At 63.9% G+C, this 25,871-nt stretch carries 26 protein-coding genes; 8 read left to right on the forward strand and 18 right to left on the reverse strand.

Going from position 1 to position 25,871, the window contains the following annotated elements; all coding sequences use genetic code 11:
• Positions 1 to 491 precede the first annotated feature (491 nt).
• The 4 genes from CFB39_RS12595 to CFB39_RS12610 all read left to right on the forward strand — a co-directional run bounded on the left by CFB39_RS12595 (position 492) and on the right by CFB39_RS12610 (position 4,301).
• Positions 492 to 1,709: a DUF2863 family protein gene (locus tag CFB39_RS12595; protein WP_089431468.1), complete on the forward strand. Its 1,218-nt coding sequence runs from the start codon at positions 492 to 494 to the stop codon at positions 1,707 to 1,709.
• A gap of 212 nt (positions 1,710 to 1,921) precedes the next feature.
• Positions 1,922 to 2,758: a response regulator transcription factor gene (locus CFB39_RS12600; protein WP_089440651.1), complete on the forward strand. Its 837-nt coding sequence runs from the start codon at positions 1,922 to 1,924 to the stop codon at positions 2,756 to 2,758.
• 75 nt (positions 2,759 to 2,833) lie between these two features.
• Complete coding sequence (locus CFB39_RS12605; RefSeq protein ID WP_089473282.1) at positions 2,834 to 3,508, forward strand: energy-coupling factor ABC transporter permease; 675 nt, start codon at positions 2,834 to 2,836, stop codon at positions 3,506 to 3,508.
• A gap of 139 nt (positions 3,509 to 3,647) precedes the next feature.
• Positions 3,648 to 4,301 (forward strand): BspC domain-containing protein, encoded by a 654-nt coding sequence (locus CFB39_RS12610; protein ID WP_089473283.1) that lies wholly within the window; start codon positions 3,648 to 3,650, stop codon positions 4,299 to 4,301.
• Between the two features lie 83 nt (positions 4,302 to 4,384).
• On the opposite strand, the gene CFB39_RS12615 is transcribed toward CFB39_RS12610, so the two are convergent.
• Both CFB39_RS12615 and yaaA read right to left on the reverse strand, forming a co-directional pair.
• Positions 4,385 to 5,539, reverse strand: coding sequence for a M14-type cytosolic carboxypeptidase (locus CFB39_RS12615; RefSeq protein ID WP_089473284.1), 1,155 nt, complete (start codon positions 5,537 to 5,539; stop codon positions 4,385 to 4,387).
• Between the two features lie 88 nt (positions 5,540 to 5,627).
• A complete protein-coding gene (gene yaaA / locus CFB39_RS12620) occupies positions 5,628 to 6,410 on the reverse strand; it encodes a peroxide stress protein YaaA (RefSeq protein WP_089473285.1) in 783 nt (260 codons plus the stop codon).
• A gap of 57 nt (positions 6,411 to 6,467) precedes the next feature.
• Here yaaA and CFB39_RS12625 point away from each other — a divergent pair, with 57 nt between their 5' ends.
• Both CFB39_RS12625 and CFB39_RS12630 read left to right on the forward strand, forming a co-directional pair.
• A complete protein-coding gene (locus CFB39_RS12625; protein WP_089473286.1) occupies positions 6,468 to 6,965 on the forward strand; it encodes a putative toxin-antitoxin system toxin component, PIN family in 498 nt (165 codons plus the stop codon).
• Between the two features lie 33 nt (positions 6,966 to 6,998).
• Positions 6,999 to 8,171 carry a pyridoxal phosphate-dependent aminotransferase gene (locus CFB39_RS12630; protein ID WP_089473287.1) on the forward strand — a complete coding sequence of 391 codons (1,173 nt, stop codon included), beginning with the start codon at positions 6,999 to 7,001 and terminating at the stop codon, positions 8,169 to 8,171.
• 42 nt (positions 8,172 to 8,213) lie between these two features.
• On the opposite strand, the gene CFB39_RS12635 is transcribed toward CFB39_RS12630, so the two are convergent.
• Positions 8,214 to 8,870 carry a glutathione S-transferase gene (locus tag CFB39_RS12635; RefSeq protein WP_089473288.1) on the reverse strand — a complete coding sequence of 219 codons (657 nt, stop codon included), beginning with the start codon at positions 8,868 to 8,870 and terminating at the stop codon, positions 8,214 to 8,216.
• A gap of 202 nt (positions 8,871 to 9,072) precedes the next feature.
• On the opposite strand from CFB39_RS12635, the gene CFB39_RS12640 reads away from it, so the two are divergent.
• Entirely contained in the window at positions 9,073 to 9,864 is a 792-nt protein-coding gene (locus CFB39_RS12640) for an oxepin-CoA hydrolase, alternative type (RefSeq protein ID WP_069248459.1), read from the forward strand.
• 238 nt (positions 9,865 to 10,102) lie between these two features.
• Entirely contained in the window at positions 10,103 to 10,795 is a 693-nt protein-coding gene (locus CFB39_RS12645) for a glutathione binding-like protein (protein WP_089473289.1), read from the forward strand.
• A 47-nt stretch (positions 10,796 to 10,842) separates the two neighbouring features.
• Here CFB39_RS12645 and CFB39_RS12650 read toward each other — a convergent pair whose 3' ends face one another.
• From CFB39_RS12650 to nuoG, 15 genes are all read right to left on the reverse strand, one after another.
• Complete coding sequence (locus CFB39_RS12650) at positions 10,843 to 11,319, reverse strand: MaoC family dehydratase (protein ID WP_039370625.1); 477 nt, start codon at positions 11,317 to 11,319, stop codon at positions 10,843 to 10,845.
• Positions 11,316 to 11,777: a MaoC family dehydratase gene (locus CFB39_RS12655; RefSeq protein WP_089425972.1), complete on the reverse strand. Its 462-nt coding sequence runs from the start codon at positions 11,775 to 11,777 to the stop codon at positions 11,316 to 11,318. The genes CFB39_RS12650 and CFB39_RS12655 overlap by 4 nt, the downstream gene beginning before the upstream one ends.
• A 37-nt stretch (positions 11,778 to 11,814) precedes the next feature.
• Complete coding sequence (locus tag CFB39_RS12660) at positions 11,815 to 12,948, reverse strand: acyl-CoA dehydrogenase family protein (protein ID WP_089473290.1); 1,134 nt, start codon at positions 12,946 to 12,948, stop codon at positions 11,815 to 11,817.
• A 19-nt stretch (positions 12,949 to 12,967) separates the two neighbouring features.
• On the reverse strand, positions 12,968 to 14,164 hold the full coding sequence (locus tag CFB39_RS12665; protein WP_089425974.1) for an acyl-CoA dehydrogenase family protein: 1,197 nt from the start codon (positions 14,162 to 14,164) through the stop codon (positions 12,968 to 12,970).
• 104 nt (positions 14,165 to 14,268) lie between these two features.
• On the reverse strand, positions 14,269 to 14,691 hold the full coding sequence (locus CFB39_RS12670; protein ID WP_046544753.1) for a DUF1178 family protein: 423 nt from the start codon (positions 14,689 to 14,691) through the stop codon (positions 14,269 to 14,271).
• 136 nt (positions 14,692 to 14,827) lie between these two features.
• Positions 14,828 to 15,418, reverse strand: coding sequence for an NUDIX domain-containing protein (locus tag CFB39_RS12675; protein WP_089425976.1), 591 nt, complete (start codon positions 15,416 to 15,418; stop codon positions 14,828 to 14,830).
• 36 nt (positions 15,419 to 15,454) lie between these two features.
• Positions 15,455 to 15,751 (reverse strand): DUF2818 family protein, encoded by a 297-nt coding sequence (locus CFB39_RS12680; protein ID WP_039370614.1) that lies wholly within the window; start codon positions 15,749 to 15,751, stop codon positions 15,455 to 15,457.
• Positions 15,751 to 17,205: an NADH-quinone oxidoreductase subunit NuoN gene (nuoN, locus tag CFB39_RS12685; protein ID WP_174976206.1), complete on the reverse strand. Its 1,455-nt coding sequence runs from the start codon at positions 17,203 to 17,205 to the stop codon at positions 15,751 to 15,753. The genes CFB39_RS12680 and nuoN overlap by 1 nt, the downstream gene beginning before the upstream one ends.
• Positions 17,206 to 17,244: 39 nt before the next feature.
• Positions 17,245 to 18,735 carry an NADH-quinone oxidoreductase subunit M gene (locus CFB39_RS12690; RefSeq protein WP_021162817.1) on the reverse strand — a complete coding sequence of 497 codons (1,491 nt, stop codon included), beginning with the start codon at positions 18,733 to 18,735 and terminating at the stop codon, positions 17,245 to 17,247.
• Between the two features lie 16 nt (positions 18,736 to 18,751).
• The gene (nuoL, locus tag CFB39_RS12695) at positions 18,752 to 20,806 is read right to left on the reverse strand and encodes an NADH-quinone oxidoreductase subunit L (protein ID WP_039370608.1); all 2,055 of its coding nucleotides are present in this window, start codon (positions 20,804 to 20,806) and stop codon (positions 18,752 to 18,754) included.
• A gap of 17 nt (positions 20,807 to 20,823) precedes the next feature.
• The gene (gene nuoK, locus CFB39_RS12700; protein ID WP_006478272.1) at positions 20,824 to 21,129 is read right to left on the reverse strand and encodes an NADH-quinone oxidoreductase subunit NuoK; all 306 of its coding nucleotides are present in this window, start codon (positions 21,127 to 21,129) and stop codon (positions 20,824 to 20,826) included.
• A gap of 17 nt (positions 21,130 to 21,146) precedes the next feature.
• A complete protein-coding gene (locus CFB39_RS12705; RefSeq protein ID WP_089425978.1) occupies positions 21,147 to 21,797 on the reverse strand; it encodes an NADH-quinone oxidoreductase subunit J in 651 nt (216 codons plus the stop codon).
• 112 nt (positions 21,798 to 21,909) lie between these two features.
• Positions 21,910 to 22,398: an NADH-quinone oxidoreductase subunit NuoI gene (gene nuoI, locus CFB39_RS12710; protein ID WP_011352695.1), complete on the reverse strand. Its 489-nt coding sequence runs from the start codon at positions 22,396 to 22,398 to the stop codon at positions 21,910 to 21,912.
• Positions 22,399 to 22,410: 12 nt separating this feature from the next.
• Positions 22,411 to 23,478: an NADH-quinone oxidoreductase subunit NuoH gene (gene nuoH, locus CFB39_RS12715; RefSeq protein ID WP_011352696.1), complete on the reverse strand. Its 1,068-nt coding sequence runs from the start codon at positions 23,476 to 23,478 to the stop codon at positions 22,411 to 22,413.
• Positions 23,479 to 25,809, reverse strand: coding sequence for an NADH-quinone oxidoreductase subunit NuoG (gene nuoG, locus CFB39_RS12720; RefSeq protein WP_089473291.1), 2,331 nt, complete (start codon positions 25,807 to 25,809; stop codon positions 23,479 to 23,481).
• Positions 25,810 to 25,871 lie beyond the last annotated feature (62 nt).

Consider the following 25,871-nt stretch of genomic DNA (forward strand, 5'->3'; position numbering starts at 1 on the left):
AACCTGACTTACTTTAGTGTGAGACTCTTGATACTTTCGCTATCTGATCCGAGGATCAGCTCGCTTCCATCAAGCGCCCACACTTATCGGCTGTTAATTTTTAAAGAGCATTCTGCGAGGAACTTCGCGTTTCTCAGCAGCGCTGCGTTTTCAGCAGCAGAGAAGCGAGATTATGAACCGTGTTTCGCAGTTCGTCAACAACTTTTTAACATCATCGTTGCGACTGCGTGGCTCAACTTCCAGGCCAGCTGCGCGCTCCAGACTCCAGCACACCACCCGCCCTGCTTCCCTTCTCCCGCGCTGCGTTTCCGTTAGCGCGAAAGAGGCGTGATTGTAGATAGCTCGCGACGTTCGCGCAAGGGGTTTGAAGCAACTTTTTTACAAAAGCTGCAATTCGGCCAGCCAGCCATGTGTCGGCACGAGACCGCTTATGGTGCAAAGAACGGACTAGAATGTGAGGCTCTTCGCCTCTTTCTATATACGTCTTTAATATGCGCCAGCGAATCGCCAAACGCCTCCCCCCCGATGCCGACAAACTGGTCGGCCTGTCGCTTGCGCTCTTCGCCTCGGGCAGCCGCATCGAGGACCGCTTCTGGGAAGCGAAGCTCGATGCGCTGCTCTCCAAGATTGTCCGCAACGGCAACCAGACCACGCTCGACGCAGCGCTCGACCATCTGCAGCAGAATCACCCCGACGCCTATGGCGCGCTCGCCGACATGGCCGAGACGCACAGCGAGTCGATGGTGATCGAGCACGACGGCCAACCGTTCGATGCGCTACTGGTCGCCGTCCCGGTTCTCGCATGGACGCGCTACATGATTCCATCGGGCCCGCTCAAGGGCGACGTTGCCGACGCACTTCGAACGCACCTGCAGGCGCACGTCCTTGCGAACGGTACCCTCGTCGGGCTTGCCCCGTTCCTCTACAGCATCGACCAGTTGCCGCGACACCACGTCGAGACCTACCGGCTCGCCCAGCAGCTCGCGCATGGGGCGATCAGCCAGCACACGCCCAAGCTCAGCTTCGGCGACCTGCCCGAAACCTCGCCGATCCTCGCCGATCCGCGCTTCCTGCTCGCCGTCGTTGCGGCCCCCGCCGGCGCACCGCTGTTCCGCTGGCAGGAAGAAGAAAACGGCAGCCGGATCGAACGCGGCCAGTGCCTCGAGCAATGGACGGCCCAAGGCGGCCCGAACCTGTCGATCGCGCTGCCCGGCTGCGAATTCGAATGCCTGCTTCCGGACGCGTACTACTCGGCCTGCCGGGATGCGGACGAACGGATACGTCCACATACGGTCCGAACGGCCATTCGTTATCTATTCGACACACTTGGTGCAGCACCGCAAGAGCTGCGCGCGGTGGTCGCCGGCTTCGGCGAACGCCGTATCGACGAGTACCGTGTCGGCTTCACGCGGCGTGCCAGCAACGACGTAATCTACGGCGTCGTATGGCCGCTCTACGGCCGTGAAAACGGCGACATGTCGATCGACAGTGCGACGCTCGAAGGCGAAGCGCCGATCGAAGGCCCGGTCGAGGAAATCGTGAGTCTGCTGAAGGAATGCGGCGTAACCGACGTCCGGCGGCACGCGGGCCGCTTCGAACCCGAATATTGCGATGACTGCGGCGTGCCGCTCTACGCAGATCCGCTCGGTGAAATCGTCCACGCAGAAATGCCGGAAGACGCGTCCCCCGCCCAGCCGCACTTCCACTAATCCGCAGCACAACAGGCCCGACGGCCTGCCCACCTGAAGCCGCTCACGGTTCCCGCCGGAGCGGCTTTTTACTTGTCTGTCCTCCCGTCGCCCGAAATTTCATACTTTTCCTAAGCCTTTCAGCCAAGCAGACATCGTGTAAGGTCTTTGTCATTATCAGACCCAAGGCATGCCAGACGGCAGATCAATGGCTCACATTACGGAGGTTGAATATGCGGTTCCTGATGCTCAATTCAGACGCCGAGCGGCGTGACGGACTGAAGGCCCTGTTGCGACAGATCGACCGTCACGCCGGAATCAACGACGTGCCCGACAGTTTTCAGGCGCGCAGGCTGCTGCGCAACCAGCGTTTCGACCTGGTCGCGATCGACTGGCTCGACGTCGGCCGGCTCAGCGAGCTTCAGGCGCTCTGCAGCGCGTGCTCGCCGACACCCGTCGCCGTCCTGGTCGACGAAACTTCGCCCGAAGCGATCCAGCGCTTCTTCAATTACGGTGTCGCCGGCGTGATCCCGCATTCCACGCGGCCACACCTGATCGTGCGTGCGCTCGAGATCGTGCTGCTGGGCGGACACTACATTCCGCCGATCGCGCTGCGCCTGCTGCCTTCCACTGCTGCGGCGCGCTACGATGCCCATTTCCAGACGCTCGCCGGGTCGCTTCCCCGGCGGCCGCCGAGCGGCCTCCTGTCGCCGCGGCAAGCGCAGATCATGCGCTTCGTCCACATGGGCAGCACCAACAAGATGATCGCTCGCACACTCGGCATCAGCGAAGGCACCGTCAAGATCCACCTCGCCAGCATCTTCCAGCAGCTCGGTGCCGCCAATCGGGCCGCCGCGGTCGCAATCTACAACGGCTGGCTGTCGCCCCACCTCGAGGTGCTGTTGGCGAACCGCAGTCGTGCGCGCAAGCCGCCCATCGGCGAACAGGGCCCGGTTCCGCTGCGTACGCAACGGAGTAACCGCCCGTACCCGTTGCCGGCCTCGATCGATAGCGCGCAGGACCTGCCGATCGCCGCCGAGCCGCCGGCGCGGTTCCGGCGCGAACGCTAGTCAAACAGTCTCGATATTGCGACGGTTGGTGTGTGCGGATTCCCACCTTTGATGCTCAACGAGTAATATGGACGCATGGGTTTTCTTTTCACACCGCTTCCGTTCTGGGTTGGCATCGGTGGCTGGATTGCCGCCGTGGCCCTGCTCGCGCTCGCGATCTGGAATCGTCCCTTCGTGCGCCTGCAGGACGCCACGCTCCAGCACGTGTGGCTTGCGCTCGTCACCGCCATTGCGGTCCTCTGGGCCTCGAATGCGTGGCTCGATGATGGCATCGTCATGCATCTGCTTGGCGCGACGCTGCTCGTCACGCTGTTCGACTGGACACTCGCACTGATCGCGATGGGCGCCGTCACGGCAGTCGCCGCGATCATTTTCGATGCGCCCTGGCAGGGCATTGGCCTGACCTATCTGATCTACGGCGCGCTGCCGGTCGCCGTGTCGGCATTGCTGCAGCGCGCCGCACTCGCATGGTTGCCGCACAATCTCGCGTCGTTCATTACCGGCCAGGGATTCCTGTCGCCCGCCATCGCGATCATCGCGGTTGCCGCTGCCGCTGCCGGGGTCCAGCTCGCGCTCGCGGATGGCGTTCCCGTCGTGATTCCGGCCGGCTATCTGCTGAACACCACGCTGCTCGCACTCGGCGAAGCGTGGTTCACCGGCATGGCGACCGCACTCATCGCTGTCTATCGTCCCGCATGGGTCACGACCTTCGACGTCCGGCGCTATCGTCTCGGCGGCCCGCGCGCCTGAATTGCCCTTCGAAGGCGGCGCCGTCATCACGCGCCGGCCTCCCCTCGCTCAGTACGGCAGAGTGCGACATCTACTGCCGCACAACTTTTTTACGCTAAGATTGAACTCCGGTTCTTCATCGGGCATCTATACGTGCCCGATGTCTCATTCGCTCCTCACCAATAACCAGATGGACAGCTCTCCTGCGTCGCTCCGGATTTTCCGGGCGCTCGGCAAGCTGGCAGCCTGTATTGCGGGCCTGTCGCTTGCGCTTCCGACACCGGCATTCGCCGATCTGCTCGACCAGCGCTCCGAACTGATCAACAAATTCGTCAACGAAATGCATGCCGATCCGCTCGCCGCCGATTGTGCAGCGCACGGCAGCTTCATCGCCAGCACCTCGTCGGCCTTCGACCGCGTCGACTTCGCGCCGAACGCATTCGACAGCGGCAACGCGACGATCACGCCATGGAACGACTCGTTCGACCAGGGCAAGCAGCGCGTGAAGGTCGACAATATCGTCACGGTCGACGGCCTCGGCATCCACAGCGACGGCAGCGACCCGACGCCGCTGAAATTCCGATGCGGCTATGTCGGTCAGCAGATGCTCGCGTTCAGCTGGAACGACCCGGTTCCGCCGCTTAAGCCGCGCGTCGAGCGCTCCTCGTCCTCGACGAAGAAATTCAAGGGCAAGTCGCACCGAGGCAAGGGCAAGGCAAAGGCATCGGGCCGTACCGGCAGCAAGAAGGCCGTCACAACGAAAAAGTCGAGCGGCCAGAAGAAGGTCGTGAAGAAGACCGCGAAGAAGTCCTGATCCGCCGAAGCGGCATCCACAGAAGTAAAAAAAGCCGGGGCATCCTGAGATGCCCCGGCTTTTTTAATACGGCGACGCTACGCTTACGCGAACGTGTCGACGTGCACCAGGATCGCCGCCAGCATCGCTGCGCCGAGCGCCGCGCTTCGCTCGCCGTTCCAGCCGACGCGTTCGTCGGGCAGGTTCGCGTTGTCCTTGAACGGCATCTCGAGCGTCAGCGACAGACAGCCGAACTGATGGCCGATGTACTTCGACGCGAGCTTGAGCGCGTCCTCCTTGTACTTGCTCGCGGCATAGCCGTGCTCAGTCTGGAAGTCCGGGCTGGCGACCTTGAACGCTTCGATGAACGCGGTCTGCTCCTTGCCCTGCTGCTCGGTAAAGCTCGGCAGCATCTCGGACCCGGCAACGAACACATACGGCAGATCTTCGTCGCCGTGAATGTCGAAGAACATGTCGCAGCCGATCGCATGGATTGCATCGCGCACGGCCAGCACCTCGGGGCTGCGCTCGGCATCGGGCGCCATCCACTCGCGGTTCAGGTTCGCGCCTGCGGCATTGGTGCGCAGGTTGCCATGCACGCTGCCGTCCGGGTTCATGTTCGAGACGATATAGAAGGTCGCACGATCGTACAGCTTGCGCGCGACGGGATCGCCGGCCCAGTCGCCCCATCCGGCCAGCCGCTTGACGAGGCCTTCGACGAACCATTCGGCCATCGACTCGCCGGGATGCTGGCGCGCGATGATCCACACCTTCTTCTTCGGCGCGCCATCCGTTTCCGGCGTACCGAGCGTCAGCAACGACATCGGGCGACCTTCAACCGTGCGGCCGAGTTCGACGACGCTCGCCTGCGGCAACTGCTGGACCGCGCCGAGAAACGCCGCGTGACGCTCTTCCGAGTACGGCTCGAAATACGCGTAGTAGATGCTGTCGAATTCCGGTGTATGGTCGATGGTCATCGTCTTGCCGTCGAACGTCGTCGGCACGCGGAACCAGTCTACCCGGTCATAGCTCGCCACCGCGCTGTAATTGCGCCAGCCCGACGGATACGCGCATTCGGCAGCATTCTCGAACGTCATCACGCAGCGCTCGCCGCGCACGCCCGTCAAGCGGTAGTAAAACCATTGCGCGAATTCCGAGCGGGTGTCGCCGCGCACGCGCAGCCGAATCGCATCGGGACTGTCGCACGACACGACGTCGATTGCGCCTGCGTCGAAATTGCTGGTGATCGAAAGGGCCATCTGTCTCTCCTGGGGCGACCGGAACAGGCGGTGTAGCGCTTGCCCGGCCTCATGCATGCGCCGGCCGTCTCGTGAACGGCCGGCAGGGTCACTCGCCGACTCGCCGGCGATATACGTAAGTCGAATCGTTCGACGCCGCCGCATCGAACGCATAGCCTTCCGTCGCGAAATCCTTCAGCGCCTTCGGGTCGGTAATACGGTTTTCGACGATAAAACGCGCCATCAGGCCGCGCGCACGCTTCGCATGGAAGCTGATGATCTTGTAGCGGCCGCCCTTCCAGTCCTCGAACACCGGCGTGATGACCGGTGCGACCAGCAGTTTCGGCTTGACCGACTTGAAGTATTCGGTCGACGCGCAGTTGACCAGCACGCGCGCCGCGCCGCTGCGCGTTTCGAGCTGTTCGTTCAGCGCCCGCGTAATGCGGTCGCCCCAGAACGCGTACAGATCCTTGCCGCGCGCGTTCGCGAAACGCGTGCCCATCTCGAGCCGGTACGGCTGCAGCAGGTCGAGCGGGCGCAACAGCCCGTACAGGCCCGACAGCACGCGCACGTGCTGCTGCGCATAGTCGAGATCGGCGGACGACAGCGATTTCGCGTCGAAACCTTCATAGACGTCGCCGTTGAACGCGAGCACGGCCTGCTTCGCATTGGCGGGCGTAAAGGTCGACGACCAGTCGGCGTAGCGCTGGAAATTCAGGCGCGCGAGTGGATCGGAGATATCCATCAGCGTTGCGATGTCCTGCGGCGACAGCTTGCGCAGGCCGTCGATCAGCTCGGACGCGTCGTCGACGAATGCAGGCTTCGTGTAAGACTGGACGTGCGCGGGCGTATCGTAGTCGAGGGATTTGGCTGGAGAGAGAACGATTATCATAGAGGCTCGCTGGCACGCCGTGCCTTGCGGTCAGACGAAAACCACCGATTGTAACGAATGACCCGCTCTCTCGCCCCGCACGCCGCGCACCGCGTCGTGCTCGACTCGAACGTCTGGATCGACATCCTCGTATTCGACGACCCCGCTACGCGCCCGATCCGGGCTGCGCTGGAAAGCGGCGCGCTTGCCGCCGTGATCGACGGCCGCTGCCTGACCGAGCTCGAATACGTGCTCGACTATCCGCAGTTCCAGTCGCGCGCCATCGACAAGGCGGCCGCACTCGCGACCGTCGCCCGGCTGGCGAGTCTCGTCGAGCCGCCGCCCGTCGACGCCGACGCGCCGCCGCTGCCGAAGTGCAAGGACCGCGACGACCAGAAGTTTCTCGAACTCGCCCGCGCCGCGCAGGCCGAGTGGCTCGTGTCGAAAGACCGCGCGCTGCTGAAGCTCGCGAAGCGCACCGCACGCGACTTCGGCTTCCGGATCGCGCAGCCCGCGCCATTTACCGAGGCCTGCTCGCTCGACGCCGCACCGGACACGACGACGACGCCGGCCTGACCTACGCCGCACCACCCGACTTCGACCGTATCGATGAACGCTCCTTCAGACATGCCAACGACTCCCGTTTTCCCCTCGCGCCTGCCGAACGTCGGCACGACGATCTTCACGGTCATGAGCGCGCTTGCCGCAGAAAAAGGCGCGGTGAACCTCGGCCAGGGCTTTCCGGATTTCGACTGCGATCCTCGCATCATCGATGCGGTTGCCGCCGCGATGCGCAACGGGCACAACCAGTATCCGCCGATGGCCGGTGTCGCGCCGCTGCGCGACGCGATCGCTGACAAGATCGCGCAGGTCTACGGCCGGCGTTACGATCCGGCAACCGAAATCACCGTCACGGCCGGCGCGACGCAGGCGTTGCTGACCGCGATCATGTGCGCGGTGCATCCGGGTGATGAAGTGATCGTCGTCGAACCGACCTACGACAGCTACCTGCCGTCGATCGAACTCGCGGGCGGCAAGCCCGTGTTCGTCACGCTGGAAGCGCCCGACTACGCGATCCCGTTCGACCGCCTGGCGGCCGCGATCACGCCGAAAACGCGCATGATCCTGATCAACACGCCGCACAACCCGACGGGTACCGTGTGGCGCCAGTCGGACATGCGCAAGCTCGAGGAGATCGTGCGCGGCACCAACGTGCTGATCCTGTCCGACGAGGTCTACGAGCACATGGTCTATGACGGCGCGCGCCACGAGAGCGTCGCGCGCTATCCGGAACTCGCCGCGCGCAGCTTCATCGTGTCGAGCTTCGGCAAGACCTATCACGTGACGGGCTGGAAGGTCGGCTATGTCGCGGCGCCTGCCGCGCTGACCGCGGAATTCCGCAAGGTCCACCAGTTCAACGTGTTCACGGTGAACACGCCGATGCAGATCGGGCTCGCCGACTACCTGCGCGACCCGGCGCCGTACCTGACGCTTGCCGACTTCTACCAGAAGAAGCGCGACTTCTTCCGGGCCGGCCTCGAGCGCACGCGCTTCAAATTACTGCCCTGCACGGGCACGTACTTTCAGTGCGTCGATTATTCGGCGATCAGCGACCTGCCGGAAGCGGAATTCTCGAAGTGGCTCACGTCGGAGATCGGCGTGGCCGCCATTCCGGTGTCGGCGTTCTATCACGAGCCGCACGAATCGGGCGTCGTCCGATTCTGCTTCGCGAAGCAGGAAAGCACGCTCGCATCCGCGCTCGAACGGCTCGCCCGCCTGTAAGGCCCGCACGGGCGGCCGCACACCGCCCTGCGGGAACCGCGCTTACGAGCGCGCGACGCTCGTCGCGTCGATATACGCCTTGCGCTCGGCCGCCACGCGCTGCGCGGCAGGGCGCTCGCCCACCTTCTTCGCATGCGCCTTCCAGTCGATGCCTGCATCGAGCAGGAAATCGCGCCCGAATACGGCTTTCGTCGCCATGCCGATGACCGGCAGGTGGACCCACGCGGCGATGTCCGCGAGACCGAACGACTCGCCGAGCACATACGGCGAAAACCGCGTCATCTGCTTGAATCCGTCGATCGCGCGCGGCAGGCGCTTCTCGACGTGCGCCTTCATCCCGTCGCTGACCTTGCCGCCGAAAAACGCTTCGGTGTAGACCTCGCGCGCCATCCATTCGAGATAAAGTTCGAGCGTCTCGATGAGTTCGCGCGCCTTCGCGGCCGCGAACGGACTCGCCGGGAGAATGCCTTTTTCGGGATAGCGCGCCGCCAGGTACTCGATGATCACCTGGGACTCGAACAGCGCACCTTCTTCGGTCTTCAGAAAGGGAATCTTGCCGAGCGGCGAATCGGCGAGCTGTGCCGGATCGCTGACCGGCAATCCGCACACCGACTCCTCGAACGGAATGTCGTGCTCGAGCAGGACGAACTTCACCTTGTTGTAATAGTTGGACAACGGAATACCGCACAGCTGTAGCATCGGAGTCTCCTTCCTTGCTGAAGCGCGGCCGCATCGATGTCGGCCGCATCGGGATTCATCGCGCTGAAAAGCACGTTCGTGCTAGTCTAAAGCAAGTTTCGCGTCCGTCACGACAACAATACCTCTGCTACGACATCGTCCGCATCAGCACGCGCTATGTGTCCGCTGCCGCAGCCCTGCCATCCGATGGAGACACGCTCGCATGAGTGCTGAACTGCTGGCCTCGCGTCCGCCCGAGAGCGAATCGACGCTCGTCCTCACGCTATCCAACCCCGGCGCGCGCAATGCGCTGCATCCCGACATGTACGCGGCCGGCATCGAAGCGCTCGCCACCGCCGAACGGGATCCCGGGATTCGCGCGGTCGTGCTCACCGGCGCCGATCGCTTCTTCTGCGCGGGCGGCAATTTGAACCGGCTGCTCGACAACCGCTCGAAGGATCCGTCCTACCAGGCCGACAGCATCGATCAGCTCGCCGCCTGGGTCACGGCGATCCATGCTTCGACGAAGCCGGTGATCGCAGCGGTGGAAGGCGCCGCGGCCGGCGCGGGCTTCTCGCTCGCGCTCGCGTGCGACCTGATCGTCGCCGCGCACGACGCGAAGTTCGTGATGTCATACGCGCGTGTCGGCCTGACGCCCGATGGAGGCGGTTCGTGGTTCATCGCCCGCGCGCTGCCGCGTGCGATCGCGGCCGAGATCCTGTTCGAAGGCAAGCCTGTTGCAGCCGAACGTCTGCACACGCTCGGCGTCGTCAACCGGCTCGCCGTGCCCGGCGCGGCACTGACCGATGCACTGGCATGGGCCGATGCGCTCGCCGGCATCTCGCCGAACGCACTCACGCGCATCAAGTCGCTGCTCGACGACGCGACGACGCAACCGCTCGACGCGCATCTCGCCACGGAGCGCGATCATTTCGTCGCATCGCTGCATCATGCGGACGGGCTCGAAGGCATCACCGCATTTCTCGAGAAACGCCCGCCCCGCTACAAGCGCTGAGCGGTCGCGCCCGCTTTGGAATTGACATGTCACCACCGCATCGACCGGATGCGGCACGGCGACGCCGCCATCTCGACGACTCGGGACGATACGCGATCGCCCCCACGCACACACGCCGGCTCACACGCACCGGCACGCACGTTCCCGTCGCCAGCAGCCCACATCGATCCATGCTCTAATGACCGCCTGTCGCGGCGCTGCCTGCGCCGTTTTCGCGCATGCAACACAGGAGTTCACGATGATTGACGTCTATAGCTGGGCGACCCCGAACGGCCACAAGGTGCACATCATGCTCGAGGAAACGGGCCTCGCTTATCGTGCCCATCCGGTCGATATCGGCGCAGGCGACCAGTTCAAGCCGGAGTTCCTGAAGATCAGCCCGAACAACAAGATCCCCGCGATCGTCGATCCGGACGGCCCCGGCGGCACGCCGATCTCGCTGTTCGAATCGGGCGCGATCCTGATCTACCTCGCGGAGAAGACCGGCAAGTTCCTGCCGACCGATCCGGCCGCACGCTACGCGGCGCTCGAATGGCTGATGTTCCAGATGGGCGGCGTCGGCCCGATGCTCGGGCAGGCGCACCACTTCCGCCTGTATGCGCCGGAGAAGATCGAGTATGCGGTCAACCGCTACACGAACGAGGCAAAGCGCCTGTACAACGTGATGGACAAGCGCCTTGGCGAATCCGAATATCTCGCGGGCGACGCGTATACGATCGCGGACATTGCGACGTTCCCGTGGACGCGCTCGTGGCAGAACCAGGGCATCGTGCTCGACGAATTGCCGAACGTGAAACGCTGGCACGACGCGATCGCCGCGCGACCGGCCGTGCAACGCGGTGTCGAAGTGCTCGCGTCGATGCGCAAGGCGCTGCAGGACGACAAGGCACGCGAGGTGCTGTTCGGTGCGACGCAATACGCGAAGCACTGACACGCATGTGACGGGCGGAGCGGCATCCGTGCATGCCGCTCCCCGCTTCAGAAGTAATGCAGCGTGATGAATTCGGCCGCGCAGACGGGCAGCGGCACATCGGGACGCTCGACCTGCATCGTCACCGACCACGTCACCTGCACACCGTCCCGCGCAGCCTCGGCGGTTTCCTTTACCGCAAACAGCGCACGCACACGCGCGCCGACCGGCACCGGCTTCAGGAACCGCACGCGGTTCAGTCCGTAGTTCACCCCCATCTTCTGCTCGAAACGCATCGCATCGGCCATCAACGCCGGAATCAGCGACAGCGTCAGGAACCCGTGCGCGATCGGGCCGCCGAATGGCGACTCGCGCCGCGCGCGTTCGGGATCGACGTGAATCCATTGATGATCGCCGGTCGCATCGGCAAAGCCATCGACACGACGCTGGTCGATCGCGATCCAGCCGCTCGCGAGCGGCTCCGCGCCGACTCGCGCCTGCAGCGCCTGCGCCGATGCGATCAGCGGCAAGGTCACGTCGGTCATGCCTGCGTGCCTCCCGGATGGCGCAGCCCGAAGATCACCTTGGTATGCACGGTGATCACCGTCTCGCCGGCGCCGTTCACACCGACCCATTCCGTCGACACGATGCCGCGGTCGGGCTTGCTCTCCGACACGCGTTTGTCGTGGACCTTCTGATACATCGTGATCGTGTCGCCGGCGCGCACCGGCTTGAGCCAGCGGATCGAATCGATGCCCGGCGAGCCCATGCTCGTCGAGTCCGACCCGAGCTTCTTGATGAGCAGGCTCATGAACACCGAACACGTATGCCAGCCGCTCGCGACGAGCCCGCCGAAATGCGATGCTTTTCCCGCTTCTTCGTCGAGGTGGAACGGCTGCGGGTCATAGCGTTGTGCGAACGCCTTGATGTCGTCGGGTTCGAACGTGTAGCGGCCCACTTCGGTGGTACTGCCGACCACCAGGTCTTCGTAACTGATGCCCACTCGGTGTCTCCTTGTCTGGTGCGCTCGCGCGTCGCCGTCATGCTGCGTCGGTCTGCGCGAAATCGGGCAGCGCCGCAATGCGGGCAAGATGATGATCGGTGTCGCCGAGCGTCGTCTCGATGATCGTCAGCCGCTTGAACAAGTGTGCGGCGGCGACCTCGTTGGTCACGCCCATGCCGCCGTGCAGCTGGACGGCCTGCTGGCCGACGAAGCGCGCGGCGGCGCCGACACGCGCTTTCGCGGCCGACACGGCCTTGCGCCGCGCATCGGCATCGCCGCTCGCGTAGCGTACGGCTGCCAGATAGGTCAGCGAACGCGCCTGCTCGGCATGGATCAGCATGTCGACCATCCGGTGCTGCAGCGCCTGGAAACGCGCGATCGGCACGCCGAACTGTTCGCGCGTCTTCGTGTATTCGACCGTCGCGCGATTCAGTTCGTCGAGCACGCCGACCGCTTCCGCGCACAGCAGGAACGTCGCGTAGTCGGCAACCTGCTCGAGGGCCGCCGCGTCGCGCGCACCACCCGTCAGCAGTCGCGCCGGCGTTTCATTGAACCCGATCGTCGCGGCACGCTGGCCGTCGATCGTCCGGTAGTCGACCACCTTCGCGTTCGCGGCATCCCGTTCGACGACGAAGAGGCCGATGCCGCCACCGTCGACGCGTGCGGGCACGATCCACGCGTCCGCCTGTGCGCCATGCTGAACGACCGACTTCGTGCCGGTCAGCCGGTACGTGCCACCCTGCTCGCGCGCACGCGTGTCGAGTTCGAACAGGTCGTAGCGCGCATGCGGTTCGTGGAACGCGACTGCCACACGCTTCTGCCCCTGCGCGACGGCTTCCAGCAGCGCCGCATCCTCATCCGCGCCGGAACCGCCAACGCGCAACGCCTCGACGCCCACCGCCGTTGCCCAGTACGGCTCGATCACGAGCGCACGGCCGAGTTCCTGCATCACGACCAGCATGTCGACCGGGCCGCCGCCGAAGCCACCCTGCGCGTCCGGCACGGGCAGCGCGGTCAACCCCAGTTCGGCGAACGCGCTCCATTGCGTGTCCGACACACCCGCATCGCTGCGCACGATTGCCTGGCGCGCTTCGAAGCCGTATTGCTCGCCGAGATAACGGCGCAGCGCGTCGGCAAACTGCTGCTGCTCATCAGTAAAGCTGAAATCCATGGTTGTCTCCGTTCCCTGATCACAGCCCCAGAATCATCTGCGCGATGATGTTCTTCTGGATCTCGTTCGAACCGCCGTAGATCGACGTCTTCCGGTAATTGAAGTAGTACGCGGCAAGCGGTGCCGCATCGTCGTCGCCCGCGATGCTGTGCTCGCGCTGGCCGTCGAGGAACGGTACATCGAACGGTGCGGCGAGCGGGCCGATCGCGTCGACCATCAGCTCGGTGAGGGCCTGCTGCACTTCCGTGCCCTTGATCTTCAGCATCGACGCCTCGGGGCCGGGCCCCTTGCCGCTCGTCTCGCGGCTGACGACGCGCAGCACCGTCACCTCCAGCGCCATCAGCTCGACCTCGAGCGCCGCGACCTTCGCAGCGAACACGGGATCGGCGAGCAACGGCTTGCCGTTCTTGCGCTGGTTCGACGCCACACGCTTCAGGAACGCGAGTTCGCGCTTCGACCCGCCGACGCGCGCGATGCCGGTGCGCTCATGACCAAGCAGGTATTTCGCGTAGGTCCAGCCGCGGTTCTCGTCGCCGACGAGATTCTCGACCGGCACCTTCACGTCCTCGAAGAACACCTCGTTGACCTCGTGGTCCTCGTCGAGCATGACGATCGGGCGCACCGTGATGCCGGGCGTCTTCATGTCGATCAGCAGGAACGAGATGCCCTCCTGTTTCTTCGCGGCCGGATCGGTGCGCACGAGGCAGAACATCATGTCGGCGTACTGGCCGAGCGTCGTCCAGGTCTTCTGGCCATTGACGACGTAGTGGTCGCCCTGGCGCTCCGCGCGCGTGCGCAACGATGCGAGATCGGACCCCGAACCCGGCTCCGAATAGCCCTGGCACCACCAGTCCGAGCCGTCGAGAATGCGCGGCAGATAATGACGTTTCTGCGCTTCGCTGCCGTATTTCATCAACACCGGCGCGACCATCGATACGCCGAACGGCAGCACGGTCGGTGCGCCGATCCGCGCGCACTCCTCGTCCCAGATGTGCCGTTGCGTCGCGTTCCAGCCCGGGCCGCCATATTCGACGGGCCATGCGGGCGCAGACCAGCCGCGCTGGCCAAGAATCCTGTGCCAGCTCGCGAAATCCTCGCGATCGAGTCGTTTGTGATCGAGTACTTTGGCGCGCAGTGCGTGAGGCAGGTTGGCCTCGAGCCAGGCGCGGACGTCGACGCGGAACGCGTCGTCCGAGGGGGAATAATCCAGATCCATGCGCAGTGTCTCCTGTCGACCGGAGTTAGCGCTTCAGCGGTTAGTCCGGTCCCATGCAAGGCTGTCCGCAGCCGTCCGGCCCGGCAAGGACTCACTGCATATGTCTATTGCAGCGGTTCTTTGAGCGCGGCAGGAATCGGCAGCGGCATCACGTCGATGCCTTCTTCGGCCAAGGATTGCGCGTCTTCGGGCGTCGTGACGCCCCGAATGCTGCGTGCCGGCGCCTCGTTGTAATGGATGCGCCGCGCTTCCTCGGCGAAGCGCTCGCCCACATTCTCGGTTTTCTCCAGCACCTCGCGCAGCGCACGCATTACCTGCGCCTGCAGTGCACGCGAATCGACCGGCTGGGCCTGCGTCGCGCCCGACAGGTTCAGGCGCGGCGCCGACGGCAGACGGTTGACCTCGGTCGTTCCGCACACCGGACATTCGACCAGCTTGCGGGACAACTGCGCTTCGAATTCATCGGCGGAAGCGAACCAGCCTTCGAACCGATGACCGTGCGGGCACTGTAAATCGAGGACCTTCATGCTGAATCAGGGCGTGTGGCGAGTGTAGCGCAAAAAGCGGTTTTGTGAACGGTCGTGCTAAATATCGATCGCGCGACGGCGTGGCGCCGCGTCACCGGATTGTAACGCGGCGCCCCACCCGCCGCTGACGCTGCGCTCAGGGCGTCAGGACCGGCCCGAGCGGCCACGTCCCGGACAGCACCTTGTCGAGCCACATCGTGCCGATGATCGTCTTCACGTCGGAGATCTGGCCCGTGCGCACCCATTCCTGCAGGTCGGCCTGCGTCGCAATGAAGGTCTCGAGGAATTCGCCTTCATCGAGCTTGCGCTCGCCGGCCGTCAGCCCGCGCGCCAGGTACAGGTCGATGAATTCGGTCGAATAGGAAATGATCGGATGAATCCGGGCCAGGAACACGTACTCGCGTGCCGTGTAGCCGGTTTCCTCGCGCAGTTCGCGCACCGCGCATGCGAGCGCGCCTTCGTTCGGATCGAGCTTGCCGGCCGGGAATTCGGCCATCACCTTGCCGATCGGGTAGCGATACTGGCTTTCCATCAGCACGCGGCCGTCGTCGAACAGCGGGATCACCATCACCGCGCCCGGATGCTGGACGTATTCGCGCGTGGCTTTCTTGCCATCCGGCAGACGGACGGTATCGCGCTTGAGCTTGAGGAACGCGCCTTCGAAGATCGCCTCGCTTTCGAGGCAGGTTTCGGTCAGTGCGGCGTCGTGATTGGGTAGTTCGGCCATCGGCGGCTCCAAAATTGAGCGCGACGGCCGAAGCCGTCAGCGTCGTTTGACGAGATACTGGAACGTGAAGCCGGGAAACGCGAACACGACGAAAAGACTGAACGTGATCGCGTAGAACTGCCAGCCCTGTTCGAAGCGGTTGCCGGCGCGCGACTCGAGCCAGAAGCCGAGCGCGCCAACGATGAAGTACAGCACGATCAGCTCGCCGATCCGTACCCAACCGCTCTTCTTCGCCGCGCCGAACGGCACGACGGCGAAGAGGCGTTGGTTCAGGAACGGCAGGTTGGCGCAGACGAGCGCCAACAGCACGATAAACCAGCCGGCTGCCGACATTACAGCGGCAGCGTGTGACGAATTGCCTGCAGGCAGGCCGTCAGCAGCGGGCTCGGGATCAGGCCGAGCGCGACGACCGCGAGGCCGTTCAGCACGAGGATCGTGCGCTTGCAGAAATCGCCCGAGATCGGCGTCGTATCCTGCGGTGCATCGAAGTACATCAGCTTCACGATGCGCAGGTAGTAGAACGCGCCGAACAGCGACGTGATCACGGCCAGCACGGCCAGCCACGTGAGGCCCGCGTTGACGGTTGCCTCGAGCACGGCGAGCTTTGCGTAGAAGCCGACGGTCGGCGGAATGCCGGCCAGCGAGAACATCATGACCATCATCACGAACGCGAACACCGGGCTGCGCTTGTTGAGGCCCTTGAAGTCGTCGATCGTTTCGGCTTCGAAATCGCGGCGTGCGAGCAGCATCACCACGCCGAACGAGCCGAGCGTCGTGATCAGATAGACGATCGCGTAGAACATCGCCGAGCTGTATGCGTTCGCCGGTGCCGTCGCGTCGCCCTTCACGATGCCCGCGAGCAGGCCGAGCAGCACGAAGCCCATGTTCGAGATCGCCGAGTACGCAAGCATCCGCTTGATGTTGCGCTGGACGATACCCGTGATGTTGCCGACGATCAGCGACAGTGCGGCCAGGATCACGAGCGCGGTCTGCCAGTTCTGTGCGAGCGGCAACAGGCCCATCACCAGGAAGCGCAGGCCCCACGCGAACGCGGCAACCTTCGGGCCGCCGCCGACGAACAGCGTCATCGCGGTCGGTGCGCCCTGGTAGACGTCCGGCACCCACATGTGGAACGGCACGGCGCCGAGCTTGAACGCGATACCGGCGACGATGAAGACCACGCCGAACATCAGCACGGCCGCGTCGGTGTTGCCGCCGACCGCCTTGTACACCTCGGCCAGCTCGAGCGAGCCGGTCGCACCGTACAGCATCGAGATGCCGTACAGCACGAAGCCCGATGCGAGCGCGCCCAGCACGTAGTACTTCATCGCGGCTTCGCTCGACTGTGCGGCATCGCGGCGCAGCGCGATGACGGCGTACAGCGACAGCGACATCAGTTCGAGACCGAGGTACAGCGTCAGGAAGTTGTTGCCCGACACCATGACCAGCTGACCGAGCAGCGAGAACATGCCGAGCAGGAACACGTCACCGCGGAACATGTCGCGATCTTCGAGGTACTTGCGCGAATAGACGAGCGAGACCGCGAAACCGAACGACACGACAGCCTTCATCATGCTCGCGAACGAGTCGACGACGACCATCTTCGAAAAGAAGTAGTACTGCTGCGGGTCGAGTGCCTGCACCGCGAACCACACGCCGGCCACGACCGACGAGACGACCGCGATCAGATAAGTCAGGCGGCGGCCGGAGGCGCCGGTAAAGGTGTCGTTCAGCCATGCGACGACGATGGCGGCCAGCACCAACGCGTCAGGCAACAGGACATTCATAGGGGCGTTTTGCATGATCTTGAGTTCCTCCGCTCGCGATTACTGGGCCAGCGGCAGCTTCGACTGCGCGACGTGGGAGAGGAGGTTTTCCACGGAAACGTGCATCACGTCGGTGAAAGGCTTCGGATACAGGCCCATCAGCAGCGTGAACGCGGCGAGCACGGCCAGCATCAGGAATTCGCGACGGCCGATGTCCTTCAGCTTGGCAACGTGATCGTTCGCCACCGCGCCGAAGTACACGCGCTTGTACATCCACAGCGTGTAGGCAGCGCCGAGGATCAGCGTGAATGCCGCGCCGAATGCGATCCAGAAGTTGTACTGGACGGCCGCGAGAATCACCATGAACTCGCCGACGAAACCCGACGTGCCCGGCAGGCCGCAGTTGGCCATCGAGAACAGCATCGCGAAGGCCGCGAACTTCGGCATCACGTTGACGACGCCACCGTAGTCGGCGATCTGGCGCGAGTGCACGCGGTCGTACAGCACGCCGATGCAAAGGAACATCGCGCCCGACACGAAGCCGTGCGAGATCATCTGGATGATCGCGCCTTCGACGCCGAGCTGGTTGAAGATGAAGAAACCGAGCGTGACGAAGCCCATGTGCGCGATCGACGAATACGCGACCAGCTTCTTCATGTCGGCCTGCACCATCGCGACGAGGCCGATGTAGATCACCGCGATCAGCGACAGCGTGATCACGACGGGTGCCAGGAAGTGGCTCGCGTCAGGCGTGATCGGCAGCGAGAAACGCAGGAAACCGTATGCGCCGAGCTTCAGCATGATCGCAGCCAGCACGACCGAGCCGCCCGTCGGCGCTTCCACGTGCGCGTCCGGCAGCCAGGTGTGGACCGGCCACATCGGCACCTTCACCGCGAACGCGAGGAAGAACGCAATGAACAACAGTATCTGCGGCGTCATCGCAATCTTGGCGTTCTGCCACGTCGCGAGGTCGAACGAATGCGTTTCCGTGTACAGGTAGATCAGCGCGACCAGCATCAGCAGCGAGCCGGCCAGCGTGTACAGGAAGAACTTGAATGCCGCATACACGCGGTTCGGGCCACCCCACACGCCGATGATGATGTACATCGGGATCAGGGTCGCTTCGAAGAACACGTAGAACAGCAGGCCGTCGGCCGCCGAGAATACGCCGATCATGATCCCGGACAGGATCAGGAACGCCGCGAGGTACTGCGCGACGTTCTCGGTGATCACTTCCCATGCGGCGATCACGACGATCACCGTGATCAGCGCGGTCAGCACGACGAACCACATCGAGATGCCGTCGACGCCGAGGTGATACGCGATGTCGAAGCGTTCGATCCAGGTCGACTTCTCGACGAACTGCAGCGCAGCCGTGCTCGAGTCGAAGCCCGTGATCAGCGGGATCGTGACCGCCAGGCCGAGCAGCGAACCGATCAGCGCGATCCAGCGGGCCGTCCCCGGATTTTTGTCGTTACCCACCGCAAGCACGAGGAGGCCGAAAACGATCGGCAGCCAGATCGCGGTACTGAGAATCGGAAAAGCGTGCATTAAGTTGTCCCCCGCCTTATTTGCCGCCGAGCGTTACAAACAGGGTCAGGAGCCCCAGCATGCCGATGATCATGGCGAACGCGTAGTGATAGATGTAACCGGATTGGAGGAAGCGGATCACGCCGGCGAACCAGCCGATGAACCGGGCGCTGCCGTTGACGAGGCCGTCGATCACCACGACGTCACCTTCCTTCCACAGGCCGCGGCCGATCGCCACCGAACCACGGGCGAACACCACTTCGTTGATCTTGTCCATGTAGTACTTGTTGTCCAGCAGCGTGTAGATCGGGCCGAACGCGCGGCGGATCGACGCCGGCAGTTCCGGACGCTTCAGGTACAGGAACCACGCGACAACGACACCGGCGAGCGCGAGCCAGACCGGCAGGCCCGACACCGAGTGCAGGCCCATGCCCACCCAGCCGTGGAACTCCTCGGCCATCTCGGCCAGGGCCGGATGGTTTTCGCCGATGAAGATCACCTTGTCGAATGCAACGCCGTGCTGGAAGAAGTCGCCGAACAGCATCGGGCTGATCGCGATCGCGCCGATGATGACCGACGGGATCGCCAGCAGGACCAGCGGCACCCACACGACCCACGGGGTCTCGTGCGGTTCGTGCGCGTGGTCGTCATGACCGTGGCCATGGCCGTGGTCGTCGTGGCCGTGCGCAGCCGCCATGCCCATCGGCGATTCCGGATGCTTCGGCTTGCGGAAGCGCTCTTCGCCGTGGAACACCAGGAAGTACATGCGGAACGAGTACAGCGCCGTGACGAACACGCTCGCGACGACCGCGAAGTACGCGAAGCCCGAACCCGGCAGGTGCGACAGCTTCACCGCGTCGATGATCGAGTCCTTCGAGTAGAAGCCCGAGAAGAACGGCGTGCCGATCAGCGCGAGCGAACCGACGAGCGACGTGATCCACGTGATCGGCATGTACTTGCGCAGGCCGCCCATGTTGCGCATGTCCTGGTCGTGGTGCATGCCCATGATGACCGAGCCGGCGCCGAGGAACAGCAGCGCCTTGAAGAACGCGTGCGTCATCAGGTGGAACACGGCGACCGGGTAAGCGGACACGCCGAGTGCGACGGTCATGTAGCCGAGCTGCGACAGCGTCGAGTACGCGACCACGCGCTTGATGTCGTTCTGGACGATGCCGAGGAAGCCCATGAAGAGCGCCGTGATCGCGCCGATCACCGTGATGAACGACAGCGCGGTATCCGACAGCTCGAACAGCGGCGACATGCGCGACACCATGAAGATGCCGGCGGTCACCATCGTCGCCGCGTGAATCAGCGCGGAGATCGGGGTCGGGCCTTCCATCGAGTCCGGCAGCCACACGTGCAGCGGGAACTGTGCCGACTTGCCCATCGCGCCGATGAACAGGCAGATACAGGCAACGGTCAGCAGACCCCAGTCGGTGCCCGGGAAGTGCAGGCTCGCGAGTTCCGCGCGCTTTGCGAACACTTCGCCGTAGTTCATCGAGCCGGCGAATGCGAGCAGCAGGCCGATGCCGAGCAGGAAGCCGAAGTCGCCCACGCGGTTCACGAGGAACGCCTTCATGTTCGCGTAGATCGCGCTCTCACGCGTGAAGTAGAAGCCGATCAGCAGGTACGACACCAGACCCACCGCTTCCCAGCCGAAGAACAGCTGCAGGAAGTTGTTGCTCATCACGAGCATCAGCATCGAGAACGTGAACAGCGAGATGTACGAGAAGAAGCGCTGGTAGCCGTCTTCTTCCGCCATGTAGCCGATCGTGTACACGTGCACCATCAGCGAGACGAAGGTCACGACGACCATCATCATCGCGGTCAGCGAATCGACGAGGAAGCCGACTTCGAGCTTCAGCGAGCCGACGTTCATCCATTCGTAGACGGTCGCGTTGAAGCTTGCGCCGCCCATCACGTCGAAGAAGACTTTCGCCGACAGGAGGAACGCGATCATTACGCCGAGGATCGTGATCCGGTGTGCGCCCTTGCGCCCGACTGCGTTCCCGAACAGCCCCGCAATCAGCGAGCCGGCCAGCGGAGCGAGCGGAATCGCCAGCAGCAGGTTTTCATTGAGTGTCGTTGACATAACAGCGTTGCCTGAAATTAACCTTTGAGCTGATCGAGATCCTCGACATTGATCGTGTCGAGCTTACGGAACAGGGTCACCAGAATCGCGAGACCGATCGCGGCTTCCGCTGCGGCGACGGTCAGCACGAAGAACACGAAGATCTGGCCGTGCACATCGCCGAGGTAATGCGAAAACGCGACGAAGTTGGTGTTCACCGCCAGCAGCATCAGTTCGATCGACATCAGGATGATGATGACGTTGCGGCGGTTCAGGAAAATCCCGACGATCGCGATCGCAAAGAGGATCGCGCCGAGCACGAGGTAATGAGCAAGAGTCAGCATGTTTTCTTTTCCTCCGCTTAGCCGTTGGTGCCCGAACCGGCTTCGCTCTGCGCCGTTTCCGGCTGCGGCTTTTCCGCGTCCATCTTCACGAGGCGCACGCGATCGTTGCGGCGCACCTTGACCTGATCCGACACGCGCTGGCGCTTGCTGTCCTTGCCCTTGCGCTCGGTCAGCCCGATCGCGGCAATGATCGCGACCAGCAGCACGAGGCCGGCGATTTCAAACGCGAAGATGTAGTCGGTGTAGATCACCTTGCCGATCAGGCGCGTGTTCGACCAGTTGGCCATCTCGCCCGTCGCCATCGCGTGCACCGTCTGCGTGTCACCGTAGCCGCGCCACAGGATCAGCGCGGTTTCGATCACGATGATCGCGCCGACCACGGTCGCCATCGGGACGAAGCGCTTGAAGTCGCGGCGCAGGTAGTCGATGTTGATGTCCAGCATCATCACGACGAACAGGAACAGCACCATCACCGCGCCCACGTAGACCAGCACCAGCAGGATCGCGAGGAACTCCGCTTCCAGCAGCATCCAGATCGCGGCGGCGTTGAAGAACGCCAGCACAAGGAAAAGCGCAGACGCCACCGGGTTGCGCGAAGTGATCACCTTCAGCCCTGATACCACCAGGAGCAGCGCGAAGATGTAGAACAGTACGGTCGTGAATTCCATGATTACCGGTTCATCGTTAGGCCATAGTCAGGCGCGGCTTGCGGGACGCTCTCGCGTGCCGCACCCGTCGCGGCGGCTCGGCCCTGGCTTCGGGCCGGCACTGCAAACACAATCAACGATACGGCGCGTCGGCAGCCTTCGCCGCGGCGATGTCCTTCTCGTAGCGATCGCCCACCGCGAGCAGCATTTCCTTCGTGAAATACAGGTCGCCGCGCTTTTCGCCGTGGTACTCGAGAATCTGCGTCTCGACGATCGAATCGACCGGGCAGCTCTCTTCGCAGAAACCGCAGAAGATGCACTTCGTCAGGTCGATGTCGTAGCGCGTCGTGCGGCGCGTGTTGTCCGCGCGCGTTTCCGATTCGATCGTGATCGCCATCGCGGGGCACACGGCCTCGCACAGCTTGCACGCGATGCAGCGCTCTTCGCCGTTTTCATAGCGGCGCAGTGCGTGCAGCCCGCGGAAACGCGGCGAAATCGGCGTCTTTTCTTCCGGGAACTGCACGGTGACCTTGCGCTTGAACGTGTAACGGCCGGTCAGCGCGAGCCCCTGCAGCAGCTCGGTCAGGAAGAAGGTCTTAAAGAAGTGTTGGATTGCGCTCATGATTTCGTCCGATTACTTCACCCAGATGTTGAGCGGCGACATCATCCAGAAGCCGACCACGACCACCCAGACCACCGTGACGGGCAGGAACACCTTCCAGCCCAAGCGCATGATCTGGTCGTAACGGAAACGCGGGAACGTCGCGCGAACCCAGATGAACACCGACAGCAGCGCGAATATCTTCAGCACCAGCCAGAAGATGCCCGGAATGAACGACAGGAATTCGAACGGTGCATCCCAGCCGCCGAGGAACAGCGTCGCGGTCAGCGCCGAGATCACGATCATGTTGATGTACTCGGCGAGGAAGAACAGCGCGAACGCCATGCCCGAGTAATCGATCATGTGACCGGCAACAATTTCCGACTCCCCTTCCACCACGTCGAACGGGTGGCGGTTCGTTTCGGCGATGCCCGAGATGAAGTACACGACGAACGCCGGCAGCAGCGGCAGCCAGTTCCACGACAGGAAGTTCACGCCGTGGCCCGCGAAGAAGCCGTGCTGCTGCGAACCGACGATTTCCGACAGGTTCAGGCTGCCGGCCGTCATCAGCACCAGCACCAGCGCGAAGCCCATCGAGATTTCGTACGACACCATCTGTGCCGCGGCGCGCATCGCGCCGAGGAACGCGTACTTCGAGTTCGATGCCCAGCCGGCGAGAATCACCGCGTACACGCCGATCGACGAGATCGCCATCGCGTACAGCAGGCCCGCGTTCACGTTCGCGAGGACCGCTTCGGCCTGGAACGGGATCACGGCCCACACGGCGAACGCCGGCACGACGGTCATCACCGGCGCGATCAGGTACAGCCAGCGGCTGGCGGCGCTCGGCTGAATGACTTCCTTCAGCAGCAGCTTCAGCACGTCGGCGATCGGCTGCAGCAAGCCGCCGGGGCCGACGCGGTTCGGGCCGAGACGCACGTGCATCCAGCCGATCAGCTTGCGTTCCCACAGAATCAGGTACGCGACGCACAGCAGGATGACGACGGAGACGACGAGGATGCGCACGATTGCCCACACCGTCGGCCATGCGAAGCCGAGAAGCTGGGACCCGCCCGCGTTGATCGTATCGAACAAGCTCATTTACGCCTTCTCCACCACCAGTTCACCGGACAGGCTGCCGAGCGCTGCGCCGGCAGGCGTCGCCGCCGACACGCGAACGACGGTCTCCGCAAGATTCGCGTCGCGCACGGCCGGCAACTGCACCGCACGCTCGCCCTGGCGCACGCGCACCGCGTCGCCTTCCTTCAAGCCCAGCTTGTCGAACAGCGCGGCCGGCAGCGCCGCGGCATTCGCCGCCTTCGCGGCGGCCGTCAGGTGCAGTGCACCTGCGCGGCGCACGAGTGCGTCGGCGTGATAGATCGGCACATCGGCCAGGCGCTCGAAGCCGCCGTTCGCGGCATTCGCCGCGACGCGCACCGGCGCGACCGACGTCTGGTTCGACAGGCGGCTCGCGACGCCGGCATCGCCGAGCGCGGCGAGACGCACTTCTTCCGCGGTCTCGTATTCGAAATTCGGCAGGCCGAGCAGGCTGCCGAGCACGCGCAGCACCTTCCAGCCCGGACGCGTGTCGCCGAGCGGGCGCACGACGCCGTTGAAGCTCTGCACGGTGCCTTCGGCATTCACGTACGTACCGGCCGTTTCCGTGAACGGCGCAACCGGCAACAGCACGTCGGCGTAGTCGAGGCCGTGCTTGAACGGCGACATTACGACGACCATCTCGGCCTGGTTCAGCGCGGCGAGTGCCTGCGCCGGATCGGCGGTGTCGAATTCCGGCTCGACGTTCAGCAGCACGTACCCCTTGCGCGGCTGCTCGAACGCTTCGCGCGCGTTCAGGCCGCCTTCGCCCGGCAGTGCGCCGACGACGTGCGCGCCGACCGTGTTCGCCGCTTCCGTCAGGAAGCCGAACGTGGCGCCGGTGTTGTCGGCGATCCACTTGGCAACGGCGTGCAGCTTCGCGAATTCCGGATGGCGGACCGCGACGTTGCCGAGCAGCACCGCGCGGCGTTCGCCGTTCGCGAGCGACTGGGCGACAGCCTGCGCGGCCGGCGATGCCGTGACGCCCGCAAGCGTGTCGGGCAGTGCGACGCCGCGCAGTTGCGCGACGGCCGCTGCGATGCCGGCCAGCTGGTCGAGCCATGCCGACGGTGCGGCAACGATGCGCTGCGCGGTCGGGATCAGGGCGTCGTCACCGGTCGCGTGCAGGAAATGCAGCTTCGCGCCGTTCTTCGCGGCCTGACGCAGGCGGGCGGCGAACAGCGGGTGGTCGCGGCGCAGGAACGAACCGACGACGAACGCGGCGTCCACGTTCGACAGGTCGGCGATCGGCATGCCGAGCCACGGTGCGCCCTGGACCGGCGCCGAGAAATCCTGCTGACGCAGACGGAAGTCGACGTTCGGCGTCTTCAGTTCGTTGGCGAGCTGCTTCACGAGGAACAGCTCTTCGGCCGTGCTGTGCGCGCTCGCGAGCATCGCCAGCGCGTTCGCGCCGTGATCCGCGGCGATGCCCTTCAGGCCCTTCGCGACGTATTCGAGTGCGGTCTGCCAGTCGGTCTCGATCCACTGGCCGCCCTGCTTCAGCATCGGCTTAGTCAGGCGCTCTTCGCTGTTGAGGCCTTCATACGAGAAGCGATCCTTGTCCGAGATCCAGCATTCGTTGATGGCTTCGTTCTCGAACGGCAGCACGCGCATCACGCGATTGTTCTTCACTTGAACGACGAGGTTCGCGCCGACGGAATCGTGCGGGCTCACCGACTTGCGGCGCGACAGTTCCCACGTACGGGCGCTGTAGCGGAACGGCTTGCTGGTCAGCGCGCCGACCGGGCACAGGTCAATCATGTTGCCCGACATTTCGGAATCGACCGTCTTGCCGACGAACGTCGTGATTTCCGAGTGCTCGCCGCGGCCCAGCATGCCGAACTCCATCACGCCGGCGATTTCCTGGCCGAAGCGGACGCAGCGCGTGCAGTGGATGCATCGCGACATTTCTTCCATCGAGATCAGCGGGCCCACGTTCTTGTGGAACACCACGCGCTTCTCTTCCGCGTAACGCGACGACGACTTGCCGTAACCGACCGCCAGATCCTGCAACTGGCATTCGCCGCCCTGATCGCAGATCGGGCAGTCGAGCGGGTGGTTGATGAGGAGGAATTCCATCACCGACTGCTGCGCCTTCACGGCCTTGTCGGATTGCGTATGGACGATCATGCCGGCCGACACGGGGGTCGCGCAGGCAGGCACGGCCTTCGGCATCTTCTCGACTTCGACGAGACACATCCGGCAGTTCGCCGCAACCGACAGTTTCTTGTGATAGCAGAAGTGAGGAATGTACTTGTCCGCCTTGTGCGCAGCCTGGATCACCATGCTGCCTTCGGGCACCTCGACCTTCTTGCCGTCTATTTCAAGTTCAACCATGATGGTGAATGGTCCTTAACCTATTTCCGCCCGTTCGCGCCTTCGCCCGACCGTGCGCTCAA

Origin of the sequence: Burkholderia sp. AU6039 (assembly GCF_002223365.1) — a bacterium.
In the GTDB taxonomy this organism is placed as follows: Bacteria; Pseudomonadota; Gammaproteobacteria; order Burkholderiales; family Burkholderiaceae; genus Burkholderia.

Coding starts and splice junctions, on each gene's coding strand:
- CFB39_RS12595 (WP_089431468.1), top strand. CDS start 492: ATGCGCCAGCGAATCGCCAAACGCCTCCCCCCCGATGCCGACAAACTG.
- CFB39_RS12600 (WP_089440651.1), top strand. CDS start 1,922: ATGCGGTTCCTGATGCTCAATTCAGACGCCGAGCGGCGTGACGGACTG.
- CFB39_RS12605 (WP_089473282.1), top strand. CDS start 2,834: ATGGGTTTTCTTTTCACACCGCTTCCGTTCTGGGTTGGCATCGGTGGC.
- CFB39_RS12610 (WP_089473283.1), top strand. CDS start 3,648: ATGTCTCATTCGCTCCTCACCAATAACCAGATGGACAGCTCTCCTGCG.
- CFB39_RS12615 (WP_089473284.1), bottom strand. CDS start 5,539: ATGGCCCTTTCGATCACCAGCAATTTCGACGCAGGCGCAATCGACGTC.
- yaaA (WP_089473285.1), bottom strand. CDS start 6,410: ATGATAATCGTTCTCTCTCCAGCCAAATCCCTCGACTACGATACGCCC.
- CFB39_RS12625 (WP_089473286.1), top strand. CDS start 6,468: ATGACCCGCTCTCTCGCCCCGCACGCCGCGCACCGCGTCGTGCTCGAC.
- CFB39_RS12630 (WP_089473287.1), top strand. CDS start 6,999: ATGAACGCTCCTTCAGACATGCCAACGACTCCCGTTTTCCCCTCGCGC.
- CFB39_RS12635 (WP_089473288.1), bottom strand. CDS start 8,870: ATGCTACAGCTGTGCGGTATTCCGTTGTCCAACTATTACAACAAGGTG.
- CFB39_RS12640 (WP_069248459.1), top strand. CDS start 9,073: ATGAGTGCTGAACTGCTGGCCTCGCGTCCGCCCGAGAGCGAATCGACG.
- CFB39_RS12645 (WP_089473289.1), top strand. CDS start 10,103: ATGATTGACGTCTATAGCTGGGCGACCCCGAACGGCCACAAGGTGCAC.
- CFB39_RS12650 (WP_039370625.1), bottom strand. CDS start 11,319: ATGACCGACGTGACCTTGCCGCTGATCGCATCGGCGCAGGCGCTGCAG.
- CFB39_RS12660 (WP_089473290.1), bottom strand. CDS start 12,948: ATGGATTTCAGCTTTACTGATGAGCAGCAGCAGTTTGCCGACGCGCTG.
- CFB39_RS12665 (WP_089425974.1), bottom strand. CDS start 14,164: ATGGATCTGGATTATTCCCCCTCGGACGACGCGTTCCGCGTCGACGTC.
- CFB39_RS12670 (WP_046544753.1), bottom strand. CDS start 14,691: ATGAAGGTCCTCGATTTACAGTGCCCGCACGGTCATCGGTTCGAAGGC.
- CFB39_RS12675 (WP_089425976.1), bottom strand. CDS start 15,418: ATGGCCGAACTACCCAATCACGACGCCGCACTGACCGAAACCTGCCTC.
- CFB39_RS12680 (WP_039370614.1), bottom strand. CDS start 15,751: ATGTCGGCAGCCGGCTGGTTTATCGTGCTGTTGGCGCTCGTCTGCGCC.
- nuoN (WP_174976206.1), bottom strand. CDS start 17,205: ATGAATGTCCTGTTGCCTGACGCGTTGGTGCTGGCCGCCATCGTCGTC.
- CFB39_RS12690 (WP_021162817.1), bottom strand. CDS start 18,735: ATGCACGCTTTTCCGATTCTCAGTACCGCGATCTGGCTGCCGATCGTT.
- nuoL (WP_039370608.1), bottom strand. CDS start 20,806: ATGTCAACGACACTCAATGAAAACCTGCTGCTGGCGATTCCGCTCGCT.
- nuoK (WP_006478272.1), bottom strand. CDS start 21,129: ATGCTGACTCTTGCTCATTACCTCGTGCTCGGCGCGATCCTCTTTGCG.
- CFB39_RS12705 (WP_089425978.1), bottom strand. CDS start 21,797: ATGGAATTCACGACCGTACTGTTCTACATCTTCGCGCTGCTCCTGGTG.
- nuoI (WP_011352695.1), bottom strand. CDS start 22,398: ATGAGCGCAATCCAACACTTCTTTAAGACCTTCTTCCTGACCGAGCTG.
- nuoH (WP_011352696.1), bottom strand. CDS start 23,478: ATGAGCTTGTTCGATACGATCAACGCGGGCGGGTCCCAGCTTCTCGGC.
- nuoG (WP_089473291.1), bottom strand. CDS start 25,809: ATGGTTGAACTTGAAATAGACGGCAAGAAGGTCGAGGTGCCCGAAGGC.